Source organism: Streptomyces sp. HUAS TT7 (assembly GCF_051550175.1).
In the GTDB taxonomy this organism is placed as follows: domain Bacteria; phylum Actinomycetota; class Actinomycetes; order Streptomycetales; family Streptomycetaceae; genus Streptomyces.
On record NZ_CP196175.1, the window covers coordinates 7,039,430 to 7,056,430 of the forward strand.

Sequence of the window (17,001 nt, forward strand, 5' to 3'; positions counted from 1 at the left end):
GGGGGACCCGGACCCTCCCCCAGACTCCGTCCGGGGGGACCCCCAGAGGAGCGCTTTTGCCAGACGAGGCCCAGCCACTCTCCGCCGCGCAGCCCGACCAGCAGGCCACACAGCCCGCGGCGGTCCCGGCCACGCCCCCCGAGCCCGCGGCGAAGCCGAAGCCCGCGGCGCCCGAGGGCGCGCCGGCCAAGGCACCGGCCAAAACTCCCGCTCCGGCGCCGGTCGCCAAGCCCGTGGTGCCGGCCGGCTCCGTGTCGCGCTCCGGCGGCGGCTCGTCCAACCGGGTGCGCGCCCGCCTCGCCCGGCTGGGCGTACAGCGCTCCTCCGCGTACAACCCGGTGCTCGAACCGCTGCTGCGGATAGTGCGCAGCAACGACCCCAAGATCGAGACGGCGACGCTGCGCCAGGTCGAGCGCGCCTACCAGGTCGCCGAGCGCTGGCACCGCGGTCAGAAGCGCAAGAGCGGCGACCCGTACATCACGCACCCCCTCGCGGTGACGACGATCCTCGCCGAGCTCGGCATGGATCCGGCCACCCTGATGGCGGGCCTGCTGCACGACACCGTCGAGGACACCGAGTACGGCCTGGACACTCTGCGCCGCGACTTCGGCGACCAGGTGGCGCTGCTCGTCGACGGCGTCACCAAGCTCGACCGGGTGCAGTTCGGCGACGCCGCGCAGGCCGAGACCGTACGCAAGATGGTCGTCGCCATGGCCAAGGACCCCCGCGTCCTGGTCATCAAGCTCGCCGACCGCCTGCACAACATGCGCACCATGCGGTATCTCAAGCGCGAGAAGCAGGAGAAGAAGGCGCGCGAGACCCTGGAGATCTACGCGCCGCTCGCCCACCGCCTGGGCATGAACACGATCAAGTGGGAGCTGGAGGACCTCGCCTTCGCGATCCTCTACCCCAAGATGTACGACGAGATCGTGCGCCTGGTCGCCGAGCGCGCCCCCAAACGCGACGAGTACCTCGCCATAGTGACCGACGAGGTCCAGTCCGACCTGCGCGCGGCCCGCATCAAGGCGACCGTCACCGGCCGCCCGAAGCACTACTACTCCGTCTACCAGAAGATGATCGTCCGCGGCCGTGACTTCGCGGAGATCTACGACCTGGTGGGCATTCGGGTCCTGGTCGACACGGTCCGCGACTGCTACGCGGCCCTCGGCACCGTGCACGCGCGATGGAATCCGGTCCCCGGCCGGTTCAAGGACTACATCGCGATGCCCAAGTTCAACATGTACCAGTCGCTGCACACGACGGTGATCGGCCCCAACGGCAAGCCGGTCGAGCTCCAGATCCGTACGTTCGACATGCACCGCCGCGCCGAGTACGGCATCGCCGCGCACTGGAAGTACAAGCAGGAGGCCGTCGCCGGTGCCTCCAAGGTGCGCACCGACGTGCCCCGCAAGACCGGCAAGGACGACCACCTCAACGACATGGCGTGGCTGCGCCAGCTGCTCGACTGGCAGAAGGAGACCGAGGACCCCAGCGAGTTCCTGGAGTCCCTGCGCTTCGACCTGTCGCGCAACGAGGTCTTCGTCTTCACCCCCAAGGGCGACGTCATCGCGCTCCCGGCCGGCTCGACCCCCGTCGACTTCTCGTACGCCGTCCACACCGAGGTCGGCCACCGGACCATAGGCGCACGGGTCAACGGGCGCCTGGTTCCGCTCGAATCGACCCTGGACAACGGCGACCTGGTGGAGGTCTTCACCTCCAAGGCGGCCGGTGCGGGCCCCTCGCGGGACTGGCTCGGCTTCGTCAAGTCGCCGCGCGCCCGCAACAAGATCCGCGCCTGGTTCTCCAAGGAGCGCCGCGACGAGGCGATCGAGCAGGGCAAGGACGCCATCGCGCGCGCCATGCGCAAGCAGAACCTGCCGATCCAGCGGATCCTGACCGGCGACTCGCTGGTCACCCTCGCCCACGAGATGCGCTACCCCGACATCTCCTCGCTGTACGCGGCGATCGGCGAGGGCCATGTGGCCGCCCAGGGCGTCGTCCAGAAGCTGGTGCAGGCGCTCGGTGGCGAGGAGGCCGCCAACGAGGACATCGCCGAGTCGGCGCCGCCCTCGCGGGGCCGCAGCAAGCGCCGCAAGAACGCGGATCCGGGCGTGGTCGTCAAGGGCGTCGACGACGTCTGGGTCAAGCTCGCCCGCTGCTGCACGCCCGTCCCCGGCGACCCCATCATCGGCTTCGTCACCCGTGGCAGCGGCGTCTCGGTGCACCGGGCGGACTGCGTGAACGTGGACTCGCTGTCCCAGCAGCCCGAGCGGATCCTCGAAGTGGAGTGGGCGCCGACCCAGTCCTCGGTCTTCCTGGTCGCCATCCAGGTCGAGGCCCTGGACCGCTCGCGCCTCCTGTCGGACGTCACCCGTGTCCTGTCCGACCAGCACGTCAACATCCTCTCGGCCGCCGTACAGACCTCCCGCGACCGCGTCGCCACCTCGCGCTTCACCTTCGAGATGGGCGACCCCAAGCACCTCGGTCACGTACTGAAGGCGGTCCGGGGAGTCGAGGGCGTGTACGACGTGTACCGCGTGACCTCGGCGCGCCGGCCGTAGGACAGGACGAAGCCCCCGGAACCGCAGGGTTCCGGGGGCTTCTCCATGCGGTGGCGGACCGATCAGCCGCCGAACTCCTCAAGGCCCTTCAGAGCCTGGTCGAGCAGGGCCTGGCGGCCCTCCAGCTCGCGGGCGAGCTTGTCGGCCTTCGCGTCGTTGCCGGCCGCGCGGGCCGCGTCGATCTGCTTCTGCAGCTTGTCGACGGCGTCCTGGAGCTGGCCCGTGAGGCCCGCGGCACGCGCCCGCGCCTCCGGGTTCGTACGACGCCAGTCGGCCTCCTCGGCCTCCTGGATCGCCCGCTCCACTGCGTGCATCCGGCCCTCGACCTTGGGACGCGCGTCCCGGGGTACGTGGCCGATGGCCTCCCAGCGCTCGTTGACCGAGCGGAACGCGGCGCGGGCCGCCTTCAGGTCGGTCACCGGGAGGATCTTCTCGGCCTCGACGGCCAGCTCCTCCTTGAGCTTGAGGTTCTCGGTCTGCTCGGCGTCACGCTCCGCGAACACCTCGCTGCGCGCCGCGAAGAAGACGTCCTGGGCGCCGCGGAAACGGTTCCACAGCTCGTCCTCGGCCTCGCGCTGGGCGCGGCCCGCCGCCTTCCAGTCCGCCATCAGATCGCGGTAGCGCGCCGCCGTCGCACCCCAGTCCGTGGACCCGGACAGGGCCTCGGCCTCGGCGACCAGCTTCTCCTTGACCTTGCGGGCGTCCTCGCGCTGCGCGTCCAGGGACGCGAAGTGCGCCTTGCGGCGCTTGGAGAACGCCGAGCGGGCGTGCGAGAAGCGGTGCCACAGCTCGTCGTCCGACTTGCGGTCCAGGCGCGGCAGACCCTTCCAGGTGTCCACCAGGGCCCGCAGCCGCTCGCCCGCCGAGCGCCACTGCTCGCTCTGCGCCAGCTCCTCGGCCTCGGCGACCAGCGCCTCCTTGGCGTGCTTGGCCTCGTCGGTCTGCTTGGCCTTCTGGACCTTGCGCTCCTCGCGGCGCGACTCGACGGTCCCCACGAGCTTGTCGAGGCGCCCCCGCAACGCGTCGAGGTCACCGACGGCGTGATGCTCGTCCACCTGCGAGCGCAGATGGTCGATCGCGGTCTGCGCGTCCTTCGCCGACAGGTCGGTGGTCTTCACCCGTCGTTCGAGGAGGCCGATCTCGACTACCAGGCCCTCGTACTTGCGCTCGAAGTAGGCCAGGGCCTCCTCTGGAGAGCCCGCCTGCCACGATCCGACGACCACTTCGCCCTCGGCTGTACGCACATACACGGTGCCCGTCTCGTCGACGCGGCCCCACGGGTCGCTGCTCACAGCGCCTCCTCCACATGATGCCTGCGCGGGGGGTTCGTCCCCCGGGGCATCGTCCACAGTTTCCCGGCGGGTCTCGCCCGCCCTCCACAGCGCGTACGAGCCCGCGCTGCACAACGCCAATCTAGGCGACCGGCCGCCCGGCTGTCCGCACTCAGCGCGGCCGAATTCAGCGGTTCACGCCCGGTGCCGGGCGGCCTGGGCGTCACTCTTTGGTGACGGCGGCCTTCTCGATGCTGACGGCCTTCTTGGGCGCCCCGTCGCCCGAACCGCCCTCGACACCCTCCTTGGCGACGTCCTCGACGGCCTTGAGACCGGCCGCGTCCATCGTGCCGAACGGCGTGTAGCTGGGCGGCAGCTTGGTGTCCTTGTAGACCAGGAAGAACTGGCTGCCGCCGGTGTTCGGCCGGCTGGTATTGGCCATCGCGACCGTGCCCGCCGGGAACGTCACCGTGCCGTCCGCGCCCGCCTTGCCGAGGGCGGTCAGATTCTCGTCGGGGATCGTGTAGCCGGGGCCGCCCTGACCGGTGCCCTGCGGGTCGCCGCACTGGAGCACGTAGATGTTCTGCGTGGTCAGCCGGTGGCACTTGGTGTTGTTGAAGTAGCCCTTGTCGGCGAGGGACTTGAACGAGTTCACGGTGTGCGGGGTCTTGGCCGCGTCCATCGCGATCTTGATCTCGCCGGCGTTGGTCTTCAGCGACATGTCGTACTTGGCCTTCGCGTCGATCGCCATCTTCGGCTCCGGCGACGCGCTGGGCTGCGCGGACGGGCTGTCCGAAGGGGACGCGGTGTCCGACTTCTTGTCGCTGTCGCCGGAGAAGGCGCCCGTGGCGAAGGCCGCGCCGCCCGCCGCCACGACCACCGCGAGGGCGGCCGCGATGACGGTGTTGCGACGCCTGGCCTTGCGCCGCGCTTCCTCCCGGCGCTTCTGCTGCCGCTCGAACTTCTCGCGCGCGAGCTGGCGCCGACGCTGTTCGCTGCTGACCACCGGTCGTCTCCTTGTGCGGTCTCGTGGGGTGCGGGTACGTGCGTACGAGCTGACTGTGACCCGTACCGTATATGGGTTCGCTGTGACCGGAGCAGCGCCGGTAGGCTCTGAGCAGCCGTAATCACCCGCCGCGCAAGAAATCGAGGACGATCGTGCTGATTGCCGGGTTCCCCGCCGGGGCCTGGGGGACCAACTGCTACCTGGTCGCCCCCGCCGCAGGCGAGGAATGCGTGATCATCGACCCCGGCCACCAGGCCGCCCAGGGCGTCGAGGAAACGCTGAAGAAGCATCGGCTCAAGCCCGTCGCCGTCGTCCTCACCCACGGCCACATCGACCACTGCGCCTCGGTCGTCCCGGTCTGCGGAGCCCACGACGTACCCGCCTGGATCCACCCCGAGGACCGCTACATGATGAGCGACCCGGAGAAGGCGCTCGGCCGAGCCTTCGGCGCGCAGCTCATGGGCGAGCTCACGGTGGGGGAGCCGGACGACGTCAAGGAGCTCACCGACGGCGCCCAACTGGCGCTCGCGGGCATGGAGCTCACCGTGTCGCACGCGCCCGGCCATACCAAGGGGTCGGTGACGTTCGGGCTGCCCGAGGCGGAGGACATCCCTCCGATCCTGTTCTCGGGCGACCTGCTCTTCGCCGGCTCCGTCGGACGCACCGACCTGCCCGGCGGCAGCCACGCCGAGCTCCTCGAGTCGCTGGGCCGTGTGTGCCTGCCGCTCGACGACTCGACCGTGGTGCTGTCCGGCCACGGCTCCCAGACGACCATCGGCCAAGAGCGCGCCACCAACCCGTATCTGCGGCAGGTGGCCGCCGGCCAGGGAGAGGGCATCGCCTCTCCCCGACGAGGAATGTGACGAGAAGCCTTCCCATGAGTACTTTCCAGGCCCCCAAGGGCACCTACGACCTGCTCCCGCCGGACTCGGCGCGCTTCCTCGCCGTGCGCGAGGCCATCGCCGCGCCCCTGAAGCGGTCCGGTTACGGCTACATCGAGACCCCCGGCTTCGAGAACGTCGAGCTCTTCGCGCGCGGTGTCGGCGAGTCCACCGACATCGTCACGAAGGAGATGTACGCCTTCACGACCAAGGGCAACGACAAGCTCGCACTGCGCCCCGAGGGCACCGCCTCCGTGCTGCGCGCGGCCCTGGAGGCCAACCTGCACAAGGCGGGCAACCTCCCCGTCAAGCTCTGGTACTCGGGCTCCTACTACCGCTACGAGCGCCCGCAGAAGGGCCGTTACAGGCACTTCTCGCAGGTCGGCGCCGAGGCGATCGGTGCGGAGGACCCGGCGATCGACGCCGAGCTGATCATCCTGGCGAACGACGCGTACCGCTCGCTCGGCCTGCGCAACTTCCGCATCCTGCTGAACTCGCTGGGCGACAAGGAGTGCCGCCCCGTCTACCGCGACGCCCTCCAGGACTTCCTGCGCGGGCTCGACCTGGACGAGGACACGCTGCGCCGGGCCGAGATCAACCCGCTGCGGGTGCTCGACGACAAGCGGGACGCGGTCCAGAAGCAGCTGACGGGTGCCCCGCTCCTGCGCGACTACCTGTGCGATGCCTGCAAGGCGTACCACGAGGAGGTGCGCGAGCTCCTGACGGCGGAGGGCGTCGCGTACGAGGACGACGCGCGGCTGGTGCGCGGCCTCGACTACTACACCCGCACGACGTTCGAGTTCGTCCACGACGGTCTGGGCTCGCAGTCCGCGGTCGGCGGCGGCGGCCGCTACGACGGTCTCTCCGAGATGATCGGCGGCCCCGCGCTGCCGTCGGTGGGCTGGGCGCTGGGCGTCGACCGCACGGTCCTCGCCCTGGAGGCCGAGGGCGTCACCCTCGAACTTCCCTCCACGACCAGCGTGTTCGCGGTCCCGCTGGGCGAGGAGGCGCGGCGCGTGCTGTTCGCGAAGGTCACGGAGCTGCGGCGGGCGGGCATCGCGGCGGACTTCTCCTTCGGTGCGAAGGGCCTGAAGGGAGCGATGAAGTCCGCGAACCGCTCCGGCGCGCGCTTCACCCTGGTCGCGGGCGAGCGGGACCTGGCGGAGGGCGTGGCCCAGCTGAAGGACATGGAATCGGGGGAGCAGGGTCCGGTGGCCCTGGATTCGATCCTGGATGAGGTACGGAAGCGGCTGGGCTGAGGGAGCGGGGTGGGCAGTGGCCCAGCACTGGGGCTGTGCCCACCCTCCCCCCCAGCGGGGGAAACCCAGCCCGTCCGGCGTTTGAGGACGAGCGCCCTTAAGGCGCGAACGGGGTCCGGGGCGAAGCCCGCAGGGGTCCGGGGGCGTAGCCCCCGGCGCCTCTCACTTCAGCCCCTCCCACCCCCGGAAGGCCTGGGGAAGAGGCGGGGTGGGGTCAAAGCAGCCCCAACCCCATCGCCCGCGTTACCGCCGCCGTGCGGTCGTCCACCCCCAACTTCCCGAAGATCCGCACCACATGCGTCTTCACCGTCGACTCCGCGACGAACAACCGCCGCCCGATCTCGGCATTCGTACACCCCTCGGCCACCAGCCGCAGCACGGAAACCTCCCGCTCGGACAGCCGCGGCCGCTCGGGCCGAGCACGGAGCTGGTCGACGAGGCGCCCCGCGACGGAGGGTGCGAGCACCGTCTCGCCCCGCGCGGCAGCCCGCACCGCCTGCGCCAGCTCCCCCCGCGCGAGGTCCTTGAGCAGATACCCCGCCGCCCCCGCCTCCACGGCCCGCAGAATGTCCCGGTCCGTTTCGTACGTCGTCAGGACGATCACCCGGCACGGCAGCCCCGAGGCGGTGAGGCGCTCGATCGACTCGACCCCGTCGCCGCCCGGCATCCGCAGATCCATCAGCACGATGTCCGGCCGCAGCTCCGCGCACAGCGCCTCGGCCTGCGGGCCGTTGGCGGCGTCGGCCACCACCTCCAGGTCGGGTTCGGCCGCGAGCATCCCGCGCAGGCCCTCCCGTACCACCGGATGGTCGTCGGCGAGCAGGATGCGGATCACGGAGAACTCCTCAAGTGCGCTGCGGGGACGGGTAGTTGGACGGTGACCGTGGTGCCCCCGCCCGGCGCGCTGCGGATCTCGGCGGTGCCGCCCACTTCGGCGGCCCGGGCCCGGAGACCGGCAAGGCCGTACCCCGTACGCGGCGCCGAGAGGTCGAAGCCGTCGCCCTCGTCGCGTACGGACACGGTCAACGAGGCCTCACCGTATGCGAGCGTGAGCCGCACCGGCGCCCCGGGGCCCGCGTGCTTGCGGGCGTTGGACAGCGCCTCCTGGCAGGACCGCAGGGCGACCACTTCGAGCCCGGCGGGCAACTCCCTTACTTCGCCCGTCACTTGGAGCGAGGCCGGGGCCTCGTGCCGGTCGGCGAGGCGGCGTACCGCATCGGGCAGAGAGCCGCCGTCGAGGTCCGCGGGGGCGCCGCCGGCGACCAGGGCCCGGGCCTCCGCCAGGTTCTGGCGGGCGGTGGACTCCATGAGGTCGAGATGGCGCCGGGCCAGCGGAACGTCGTGGTCCAGTTCCGTCTGGACGGCCTGTACCAGCATCAGCACGCTGGTGAAGCCCTGCGCGAGGGTGTCGTGGATCTCCCGCGACATCCGCTCCCGCTCGGTGAGCGCGCCGCGCTCCGCCGAGAGCCGGGTCACCTCCTCGCGGGACTCCTCCAGCTCCGCGATCAGGGTGGCCCGTTCCTTGCTCTGCTCGATGATCCGGATGACCCAGACGCCGAAGAAGCCGGAGAAGGCGAGCGTGGCCACCGCGAAGACGGAGTTGAAGAAGACCACCTGGGACTCGGGCCGCCAGATCAGCGCCCAGCCCGCCACGGGCACGACGTTCACGACCGCCATCGTGATCATCGCCTTGCGCACCGGCAGGAGCATGAAGCAGGGCGGCGCGAGCGCGAACGTGATCAGCCTGGTCTCGCCGACCAGGAACGCGGGCGGCAGGAAGATCACCACCGAGGCCACGATGTAGCGCAGGGACTGCCGCTCGTCGGCCCCGTCGCTCAGCATCGCGGGCCGCCCGGCTCGCAGATACCACGGGATCAGGAGCGACATCAGCGCCACCGCGGTGATCCGGTACGGCAGCGAGGGGAGGTCGGCGCCGAGCACGAACACCGCCGTCGCCAGCCACACCACCGCGAAGTAGGCGTCCCACGGCAGGAACGAGCGGTCCCACACATGGGTGTCGCGCGCTCCCGCCGCGGCCGTGAACTCCGTCAGCCGTCGCGGCGGCTCTTCCACCTGAAGGTCAGCAGACACAGGACCAATCCTCCGATGCACCAGGCGCCGAGCACCAGCGCGATCCGTCCGAACTCCCAGTTGCCCGCCTGTTCGAGAACCGCGGCGGACTGTGGCAGGAACACCCCGCGGAAGCCCTGGCACATCCACTTCAGCGGGAAGAACGCGCTGATGTTGAGCAGCCAGTCCGGCAGCGTACCCACCGGAATGTAGACACCGGAGATGAACTGGAGCACCAGGAAGGGCAGCACGACCACCGAGCTCGCGCTTCTGCCCGACTTGGGCAGGCTGCTGATCGCGATGCCGAGCAGGGCGCAGCCGGTGATGCCGAGGACGAAGATCCACGAGAACTCCAGCCACTTCGTCGCCGTCGTCGGCAGATCGAGGTCGAACAGGGTCGCCCCGAAGAGCAGCAGGACGGCCGTCTCGGCGATGCCGGTGGCGAGCACCAGCCAGACCTTGCCGAGGAAGTACGCGGCCGGTGGCATCGGCGTGCCGCGCAGCCGGCGAAGCACCTTCTCGTCCCGCTCGATGGCTATCGAGATGCCGAGCGACTGGAAGCTGACCGACATGATGCCCGCCGCGATCATGCCGGCGGCGTACAGCTGGGAGGCGGTGATCCCGGCGTTCTCGACCTGGCCGCTGAAGATCGACGCGAACAGGGCGAGGAAGACGACCGGGAAGGCGAAGGTGAAGATCACCTGGTCTCGCCGGCGGACGAACTGCTTGATCTCCAGGCCGCCGCGGCGCAGGCCGAGGGACCAGGTGCCGGGCAGCCGGGGAGTTCCCGTACGAGAGGGAACAAGGGTGTCGGCGGTGGTGGTCATCGTGCTTCCTCCTGCTGCGGGTCCAGCTGGCCGGTGAGCCGCAGATAGACGTCCTCAAGGGTGGGCCGGCCGATCCTGAGGCCGGGGATCTCGCCGTCGAAGCGGTGCATCAGCTCGGCGACGGTGCGGGTCGGCGTCTCGGTGCGCAGGGTGCGCGGCGATCCGTCGGCCTCGGTCCACTCGACGGTGGCGCCGGTGCCGAGGCTCTGCCGCAGCGCGGCGGGCTCGCCCTCGGCGACGACCTTGCCGCCCGCGATCACCGCGAGCCGGTCGGCGAGCGCTTCGGCCTCCTCCAGGTAGTGCGTGGTCAGGACGATGGTGGTGCCCTCGCCCGCGAGCAGCCGGATCAGCTCCCAGAACTGGCGCCGGGCCGCCGGGTCGAAGCCGGTCGTGGGCTCGTCCAGGAGCAGCAGCTCGGGGCCGCCGATCACGCCGAGCGCGACATCGAGGCGCCGCCGCTGGCCGCCCGAGAGGCCCTTGATCCGGGCCGACGCCTTCTTCTCCAGGCCGACCAGCGCGATCACCTGCTCCGGGTCGCGCGGCTTCGGGTAGTAGCGGGCGAAGTGGTGCACGGTCTCGCGGACCGTGAGCTCGGCGGGCGCCGACTCGTCCTGCCATACGATGCCGACCCGCGAGCGCCAGGCCCGCCCGGCGCTCGCCGGATCGGCCCCGAGGACCGACACCTCGCCGCCGTCCCTGCTGCGGTGGCCCTGCAGTATCTCCACCGTGGTGCTCTTGCCGGCCCCGTTGGGGCCGAGGATGCCGAAGACCTCTCCGTGCCGGATGCCGAGGTCCAGTCCGTCGACCGCGGTGACCTCGCCGTACTGCTTGCGAAGTCCGCGTACATCAACCGCCAGTTGTGTCATGGCAAAGAGCGTCCCGCTCAGCCGTTGCCCCGGGCACCCTCGTGCGGACCTCCTTATGTCCATCGAACGGTGGACAGCGCGCCTCGTGCGGCAGAATGAGGCGGCGGCAGGACAGGCAACCACGATGACGGGATGACGGAACGGCGCTATGACCACAACACTTGACGACGTCTCCTCCGATTCCGGCCATCAGGAGGTGAGCAGCAAGGGGGCGATCGGCGGCAGCCGCGCCTTCGCCTGGCTGCTCGTGATCACCGGCGTGGCCGGCCTGGTGGCGGCCTGGGTCATCACGCTCGACAAGTTCAAGCTCCTCGAAAACCCGAACTTCGTGCCGGGCTGCAGCCTCAACCCGGTCGTGTCCTGCGGCAACATCATGAAGAGCGAGCAGGCGGCCGCGTTCGGCTTCCCGAACCCGATGCTGGGTCTGGTCGCGTACGGCATCGTCATCTGCGTCGGCATGAGCATCCTGGCCGGCGGCCGGTTCCGCCGCTGGTACTGGCTGACCTTCAACGCGGGCACCCTCTTCGGCGTCGGATTCTGCACCTGGCTCCAGTTCGAGTCGCTGTACCGGATCAACTCGCTGTGCCTGTGGTGCTGCCTGGCGTGGGTCGCCACGATCTTCATGTTCTGGTACGTGACGTCGTTCAACCTCCGCAGGGGCCTGCTGCCCGCGCCGAACTGGGCGAAGAAGTTCCTGTCCGAGTTCACCTGGGTGCTGCCCGCGCTGCACATCGGGATCATCGGCATGCTGATCCTGACCCGCTGGTGGGACTTCTGGACCAGCTGACCGGCATCGCCGCAGCTCGGCGGCGTTGTCAGTGGCGTGCCATAGGCTCGTGGACGTGGAACCCGATCTCTTCACCGCAGCCGCAGAGGACCGCCAGGAGAACGACCCGGCGGGCAGCCCTCTGGCCGTACGGATGCGCCCGCGCGTCCTCGACGAGGTGGTCGGCCAGCAGCACCTCCTGAAGCAGGGCTCGCCGCTGCGGCGCCTGGTGGGGGAGGGCGCCGGCGGCCCGGCCGGACCGTCCTCGGTGATCCTGTGGGGCCCGCCGGGCACGGGCAAGACGACGCTCGCGTACGTCGTGTCGAAGGCCACCAACAAGCGGTTCGTCGAGCTCTCGGCGATCACCGCCGGGGTGAAGGAGGTCCGCGCGGTCATCGACGGCGCGCGCCGCGCCATCGGCGGCTTCGGCAAGGAGACCGTCCTCTTCCTCGACGAGATCCACCGCTTCTCCAAGGCCCAGCAGGACTCGCTGCTCCCCGCGGTCGAGAACCGCTGGGTCACTCTGATCGCGGCGACGACGGAGAACCCGTACTTCTCGGTGATCTCCCCGCTCCTGTCCCGCTCCCTCCTGCTCACCCTCGAACCGCTCACCGACGGCGACCTGAAGGCGCTGGTCCAGCGGGCGCTGACCGAGGAGCGCGGTCTGGGCGGCGCGGTCACCCTCCCCTCGGACGCCGAGGCCCACCTGCTGCGCATCGCGGGCGGCGACGCACGCCGGGTGCTGACCGCCCTGGAGGCGGCGGCAGGCTCCGCGCTCGCCAAGTCGGAGCAGGAGATCACGCTCCAGACGCTTGAGGAGACGGTCGACCGGGCGGCCGTGAAGTACGACAAGGGCGGCGACCAGCACTACGACGTGGCGAGCGCCCTGATCAAGTCCATCCGAGGCTCCGACGTGGACGCGGCGCTGCACTATCTGGCCCGGATGATCGAAGCGGGCGAGGACCCGCGCTTCATCGCCAGGCGCCTGATCATCTCCGCGAGCGAGGACATCGGCCTGGCCGACCCGACCGCCCTGCCCACGGCGGTGGCGGCGGCCCAGGCCGTGACTCTCATCGGCTTCCCCGAGGCGGCCCTGACGCTGAGCCACGCCACGATCGCGCTGGCGCTCGCCCCGAAGTCCAACTCCGCGACGACGGCGATCGCCGCGGCGATGGAGGATGTGCGGTCCGGCCTGGCGGGGCCCGTTCCGCCGCACCTTCGGGACGGCCACTACAAGGGCGCGGCCAAGCTGGGGCACGCGCAGGGCTATGTCTACCCGCACGATGTGCCGGGTGCGATCGCCTCCCAGCAGTACGCGCCGGACGTGGTGGCGGATCGGCGTTACTACGAGCCGACGCGGTATGGGGCGGAGGCGCGGTACGCGGATGTGGTGGAGAGGGTGCGGGAGCGTCTGGGCAGACCCCAGGACTAGCCCCCCACCCCGCCCCTTCCCGAGACCCTCCGGGGGTTTGAAGGACCCTGGGGCTCCGCCCCAGACCCCGTTCGCGCCTGAAGGGCGCTCGTCCTCAATCGCCGGACGGGCTGGGTATGCCAGCACGCGGTGCCGCTAGGGGCGCGGGGAACTGCGCGAGCACCACGCACGGCCCGCACCCGACCAGCCACCTGTTCAGCCCCTCCGGCGTTTGAGGAGCGGGGGCCCGGGGGCAGCGCCCCCGGCAACGAACCTCAAGCTCACTCCCACCTCCCGGAGGGTCTGGGGAAGGGGCGGGGTGGGGGCTAGCTCGCCGCCGCCTCGAAGAGCCGGTGCATGGCTCGGCGCAGGGCCGTGATGTCCTCGACCGGTTCGGGGAAGTCGAAGCGCGCGTCGAAGGTGTGGCCGTCGGCCTGGCCGAAACGTACCCGCAGACCGAACCGGTCGAGCGCCAGCGGGGTGACCCCGACCACCCCCTCCCGCTCCACGAGCCCGCACAGCAGCCGCACCTGCTCGCCGTGGGCGGAGTCGAGATGCTGGAGGAGCTCGGTCTCGTGCCGTACGAGGGGATCGGGCGTGGCCCGGGCGAAGTCCTCGGGGTCCACCGCGCTCGCGCCCCACAGGTCGTCCACATACGCCTCGCCGACTTCTAGGCGGAGCATCATGCGGCCGGGTGCCGCCTGCCCCGGCACCCGGGTCAGCCAGCCGGAGACCCAGGCGCGGCCCCGGATACGGTGGGGGACGGAGACCGGAGCCACGTCCGTGATCTCCAGCACGGCCCGGACCTCGTCGTCTTGGGCGTGCGTGGCGGCCCGTACGGCCGGGGAATCGGCGGGGAGGACAAGGAACAGGTCGCCGTCGGGGCCGACGCTGCGGACGTCGGTCATCAGCTGCTCCGGGCGGGCCGACGCGAGGCCGGGTACGAGCAGTACCGCCGAGCAGGTACTATGTACGAGAGTTCGTGTGCGCTCGGCTGCTGACGGCATCCGCGCGATTTCAAGTCCGCTGGGACGCGGCTGACCACGATCTGATCGGACCTCCGTCACGTGCCCGGCTCCAGGGGAGTCGGGAAAGTCGGCCTCCCGCGCAAGCGGCGTTTGGCCGGCCTTCTTCGTGCTGTCCGTGATGTGACTGGTGTTCCCCGGACGCGACATGCGATCTCCTTGAGTAAGGTGAGCCTAACCTAACCCAACCATGGAGGTTTGGAGAACGTGCCTAACCAGTCGCGTCCCAAGGTCAAGAAGTCTCGTGCGCTCGGCATCGCGCTGACGCCGAAGGCCGTCAAGTACTTCGAGGCCCGCCCCTACCCGCCGGGCGAGCACGGCCGTGGCCGCAAGCAGAACTCGGACTACAAGGTCCGTCTGCTCGAGAAGCAGCGTCTGCGCGCCCAGTACGACATCAGCGAGCGCCAGATGGCGCGTGCCTACGACCGCGCCAAGAAGGCCGAGGGCAAGACGGGCGAGGCGCTGGTCGTCGAGCTCGAGCGTCGCCTCGACGCCCTGGTTCTGCGTTCGGGCATCGCCCGCACCATCTACCAGGCCCGCCAGATGGTCGTGCACGGTCACATCCAGGTCAACGGCGCCAAGGTCGACAAGCCGTCGTTCCGCGTCCGTCCGGACGACGTCGTGACCGTCCGCGAGCGCAGCCGCGAGAAGGTCCCCTTCCAGGTTGCCCGCGAGGGTGGCTACGCCGGCGAGGGCGAGACCCCGCGCTACCTCCAGGTGAACCTGAAGGCCCTGGCCTTCCGCCTGGACCGCGACCCGAACCGCAAGGAAATCCCGGTCATCTGCGACGAGCAGCTCGTCGTCGAGTACTACGCCCGCTGATCCAGGCGTAACACCGGAGCCTCAGCGCTTCAGCCCGCCGTCCCCCCGCTCCGCACGGAGCGGGAGGCGGCGGGCTTTCGCATGTGCGGCCTCCTCCCGCGAGGGCGCCGACTCCCATACCGCGTCGGCCGGTTGACCCATCGCCCGCGCCACCGCCGCGTCCGCGTCGAGCAGCGTGCCGCGCCTGCGGTGCTCCTCGTACGCCGCGTCGCCGAGCCGCTGTCTGGTCCGCTCCTCGCACAGCGCATGCGCCGCGTAGAAGTAGCCCGAGCCGAACAGGGGCAGGCCCACCGAAGGCCAGATCCGCTCGGCGGCCCCCTGCAGGACGGCCGCCTCCGCCGGATCCCCGGTGTCCACCTCGACGAGCGCCAGCATCTCCAGGGTGAGCACCGTGCCCACCAGATCGTGGAAGGCGTGGTTGACCGCGAGGGTCTCCCGGAGCAGCCTGCGCGCGCGGTCCGGATCGCCGCCGTACCAGGCCGCGTACGCCAGGACGTACAGCGCATAGGCGCGGGCCCAGCGCTCGCCGTGGTCCTCGCAGATCTCCACGACCTGCTCGCACTCCGAGACGGCCTCCTCCAGACGGCCCCGGAAGCCCACCGCCATCGCCATCTCGACCCGGCCCATCAGCACGTTGCTGTTGAGCTCCCCGACCTCGTCGTATTCGGTGAGAGCCGCGCGCAGCAGCTCCTCGGCGCGCGGCATGTCGTCGGTGACCAGGGCCAGACAGCCCGTGCGGTGCACGGCGTACGCCGCGGCCACCGGATCGCCGCGCAGCTCGGCCTCCTCGCGGCACTCCTGCAGCGCGGCGATCGCCGCCACCGCGTCGCCCTGCAGCACCGCCACATGGCCGAGCACCCACAGCGCCTTGAGGCGTGAACCGTCGTGCTCGCCCTCGGCGTCCAGGACCTGGGCCAGCCAGTGCCGCCCCTCGGCGAGGCGCCCGCACCCGGCCCAGTAGAACCAGAGCGTGGCCGCGAGGTACTGGGCCAGGTGCGCGTCCTCGGGCGAGGCCAGCGAGAACTCCATCGCCGCGCGCAGATTGGGCAGTTCGCTCTCCACGTGCGAAGCCACCTCGGCCTGGCGGGGGCTGAACCAGTCCAGCTCGCACCAGGTGGCGAGCCCCAGGTACCAGTCGCGGTGGCGCCGGCGCAGCCGGTCCGCGTCGCCTGTCGCCGCCAGCCACTCGGCGCCGTACTCGCGGACCGTGTCGAGCAGCCGGTAGCGGATGCCGAAGGGGCCGTCCTCGGGCGCCACCACCGACTGGTCGAGCAGCTCGCCCAGGACGTCGAGCACCTCCTCCTGCGGCAGATCGGGGCCCACGCAGATGTACTCGACGGCCTCCAGGTCGAATGCCCCGGCGAACACCGAGAGCCGCGCCCACAGCAGCCGCTGCATCGCCGTGCACAGCTCGTGGCTCCAGCCGATGGTCGTCCGCAGCGTCCGGTGGCGGGGGAGCGCCCCGCGCCCGCCCCCGGTGAGCAGCCGGAACCGGTCGTCGAGACGGCGCAGCAACTGCTCGACCGACAGCGTGCCGAGCCGCCCGGCCGCCAGCTCCAGGGCCAGCGGAATCCCGTCGAGGCGGCGGCACAGCTCGGCGGCGGCCATCTCGTGCCCCTCGGCCGGCCGCTCGCCGGCCCGGACGCCGGCCGCGCGCTCCGTGAAGAGCCGCAGCGCGTCCTCGTCGCCCATCGGGGCCAGCGCGAAGACCTGCTCGCCGTCGATCCTGAGCGACAGCCGCCCCGCGGCGAGGACCCGAAGGCCCGGGCAGGCCCGCAGCAGCTCCCGTAAGAGCTCGGCGCAGGAGTCCACCAACTGCTCGAAACCGTCGACCACCAGCAGCAGCCGGCGCTCGGCGAGGTGGTCGAGCAGCAGCCGGCGCGGCGGTCTCGCGGTGTGATCGGTCAGGCCGAGCGCCTCGACGACCGCGTGGTCGAGCAGGCCCGGATCGTTCAGGGCGGACAGCTCGACCAGCCGGACCCCATCGCAGTACCGTTCCTGCTCCGTCGCGGCAGCCGCGGCCCGCAGTGCGAAACGAGTCTTGCCGACCCCGCCGACGCCGGTCACGGTGACCAAGCGCGCCTCGCGGAGCAGTCGGTCCAGGCGTTCCAGTTCTCGGCCTCGCCCGACGAAGCGGTTCAACTCTGCGGGCAGATGGGAGCGCATGGAACACGCAGAGTACTCAAGGGTATGCACTGCGTACAATCGGGTTGCGCTACTCCGTTTGTGACGGCCC

At 70.8% G+C, this 17,001-nt stretch carries 14 protein-coding genes; 6 read left to right on the top strand and 8 right to left on the bottom strand.

Features of this window, described 5'->3' with window-relative positions:
- Positions 1–56: 56 nt before the first annotated feature.
- On the top strand, positions 57–2,561 hold the full coding sequence (locus ACSHXC_RS31775; protein WP_438294824.1) for a RelA/SpoT family protein: 2,505 nt from the start codon (positions 57–59) through the stop codon (positions 2,559–2,561).
- 62 nt (positions 2,562–2,623) lie between these two features.
- Here ACSHXC_RS31775 and ACSHXC_RS31780 read toward each other — a convergent pair whose 3' ends face one another.
- Complete coding sequence (locus ACSHXC_RS31780) at positions 2,624–3,853, bottom strand: DUF349 domain-containing protein (protein ID WP_438294825.1); 1,230 nt, start codon at positions 3,851–3,853, stop codon at positions 2,624–2,626.
- 202 nt (positions 3,854–4,055) lie between these two features.
- Positions 4,056–4,838 (bottom strand): peptidylprolyl isomerase, encoded by a 783-nt coding sequence (locus tag ACSHXC_RS31785; RefSeq protein ID WP_438294826.1) that lies wholly within the window; start codon positions 4,836–4,838, stop codon positions 4,056–4,058.
- Positions 4,839–4,990: 152 nt separating this feature from the next.
- Between ACSHXC_RS31785 and ACSHXC_RS31790 the strand changes: the two genes are divergently transcribed.
- Together ACSHXC_RS31790 and hisS are read left to right on the top strand one after the other, a co-directional pair.
- Positions 4,991–5,701, top strand: coding sequence for an MBL fold metallo-hydrolase (locus tag ACSHXC_RS31790; protein ID WP_438294827.1), 711 nt, complete (start codon positions 4,991–4,993; stop codon positions 5,699–5,701).
- Positions 5,702–5,715: 14 nt separating this feature from the next.
- A complete protein-coding gene (gene hisS, locus ACSHXC_RS31795) occupies positions 5,716–6,978 on the top strand; it encodes a histidine--tRNA ligase (RefSeq protein ID WP_438294828.1) in 1,263 nt (420 codons plus the stop codon).
- 214 nt (positions 6,979–7,192) lie between these two features.
- Here hisS and ACSHXC_RS31800 read toward each other — a convergent pair whose 3' ends face one another.
- Genes ACSHXC_RS31800 through ACSHXC_RS31815 form a run of 4 tightly spaced genes read right to left on the bottom strand, consistent with a single transcriptional unit; the run spans position 7,193 to position 10,741 of the window.
- Positions 7,193–7,813 carry a response regulator gene (locus ACSHXC_RS31800; RefSeq protein ID WP_438294829.1) on the bottom strand — a complete coding sequence of 207 codons (621 nt, stop codon included), beginning with the start codon at positions 7,811–7,813 and terminating at the stop codon, positions 7,193–7,195.
- Positions 7,810–9,069, bottom strand: a complete 1,260-nt coding sequence (locus ACSHXC_RS31805; protein WP_438294830.1) for a sensor histidine kinase — start codon at positions 9,067–9,069, stop codon at positions 7,810–7,812. The genes ACSHXC_RS31800 and ACSHXC_RS31805 overlap by 4 nt, the downstream gene beginning before the upstream one ends.
- A complete protein-coding gene (locus tag ACSHXC_RS31810; RefSeq protein ID WP_438294831.1) occupies positions 9,027–9,875 on the bottom strand; it encodes an ABC transporter permease in 849 nt (282 codons plus the stop codon). Before ACSHXC_RS31810 ends, ACSHXC_RS31805 begins: the two co-directional genes overlap by 43 nt.
- Complete coding sequence (locus tag ACSHXC_RS31815) at positions 9,872–10,741, bottom strand: ABC transporter ATP-binding protein (RefSeq protein WP_438294832.1); 870 nt, start codon at positions 10,739–10,741, stop codon at positions 9,872–9,874. Before ACSHXC_RS31815 ends, ACSHXC_RS31810 begins: the two co-directional genes overlap by 4 nt.
- A 148-nt stretch (positions 10,742–10,889) precedes the next feature.
- Between ACSHXC_RS31815 and ACSHXC_RS31820 the strand changes: the two genes are divergently transcribed.
- Positions 10,890–11,528, top strand: a complete 639-nt coding sequence (locus ACSHXC_RS31820) for a vitamin K epoxide reductase family protein (RefSeq protein WP_438294833.1) — start codon at positions 10,890–10,892, stop codon at positions 11,526–11,528.
- A gap of 55 nt (positions 11,529–11,583) precedes the next feature.
- Positions 11,584–12,939, top strand: a complete 1,356-nt coding sequence (locus ACSHXC_RS31825) for a replication-associated recombination protein A (RefSeq protein WP_438294834.1) — start codon at positions 11,584–11,586, stop codon at positions 12,937–12,939.
- Between the two features lie 305 nt (positions 12,940–13,244).
- Here ACSHXC_RS31825 and ACSHXC_RS31830 read toward each other — a convergent pair whose 3' ends face one another.
- Entirely contained in the window at positions 13,245–13,925 is a 681-nt protein-coding gene (locus tag ACSHXC_RS31830) for a DUF2470 domain-containing protein (protein WP_438294835.1), read from the bottom strand.
- Positions 13,926–14,150: 225 nt separating this feature from the next.
- Here ACSHXC_RS31830 and rpsD point away from each other — a divergent pair, with 225 nt between their 5' ends.
- A complete protein-coding gene (gene rpsD / locus ACSHXC_RS31835; protein WP_120728451.1) occupies positions 14,151–14,765 on the top strand; it encodes a 30S ribosomal protein S4 in 615 nt (204 codons plus the stop codon).
- Between the two features lie 21 nt (positions 14,766–14,786).
- Here rpsD and ACSHXC_RS31840 read toward each other — a convergent pair whose 3' ends face one another.
- Positions 14,787–16,931 (bottom strand): ATP-binding protein, encoded by a 2,145-nt coding sequence (locus tag ACSHXC_RS31840; RefSeq protein ID WP_438294836.1) that lies wholly within the window; start codon positions 16,929–16,931, stop codon positions 14,787–14,789.
- Positions 16,932–17,001 lie beyond the last annotated feature (70 nt).

Excerpts from the sequence above, each read along its gene's own strand:
- ACSHXC_RS31830 (WP_438294835.1), bottom strand. The coding sequence starts at position 13,925 with ATGCCGTCAGCAGCCGAGCGCACACGAACTCTCGTACATAGTACCTGC.
- ACSHXC_RS31840 (WP_438294836.1), bottom strand. The coding sequence starts at position 16,931 with ATGCGCTCCCATCTGCCCGCAGAGTTGAACCGCTTCGTCGGGCGAGGC.
- ACSHXC_RS31820 (WP_438294833.1), top strand. The coding sequence starts at position 10,890 with ATGACCACAACACTTGACGACGTCTCCTCCGATTCCGGCCATCAGGAG.
- hisS (WP_438294828.1), top strand. The coding sequence starts at position 5,716 with ATGAGTACTTTCCAGGCCCCCAAGGGCACCTACGACCTGCTCCCGCCG.
- ACSHXC_RS31810 (WP_438294831.1), bottom strand. The coding sequence starts at position 9,875 with ATGACCACCACCGCCGACACCCTTGTTCCCTCTCGTACGGGAACTCCC.
- ACSHXC_RS31815 (WP_438294832.1), bottom strand. The coding sequence starts at position 10,741 with ATGACACAACTGGCGGTTGATGTACGCGGACTTCGCAAGCAGTACGGC.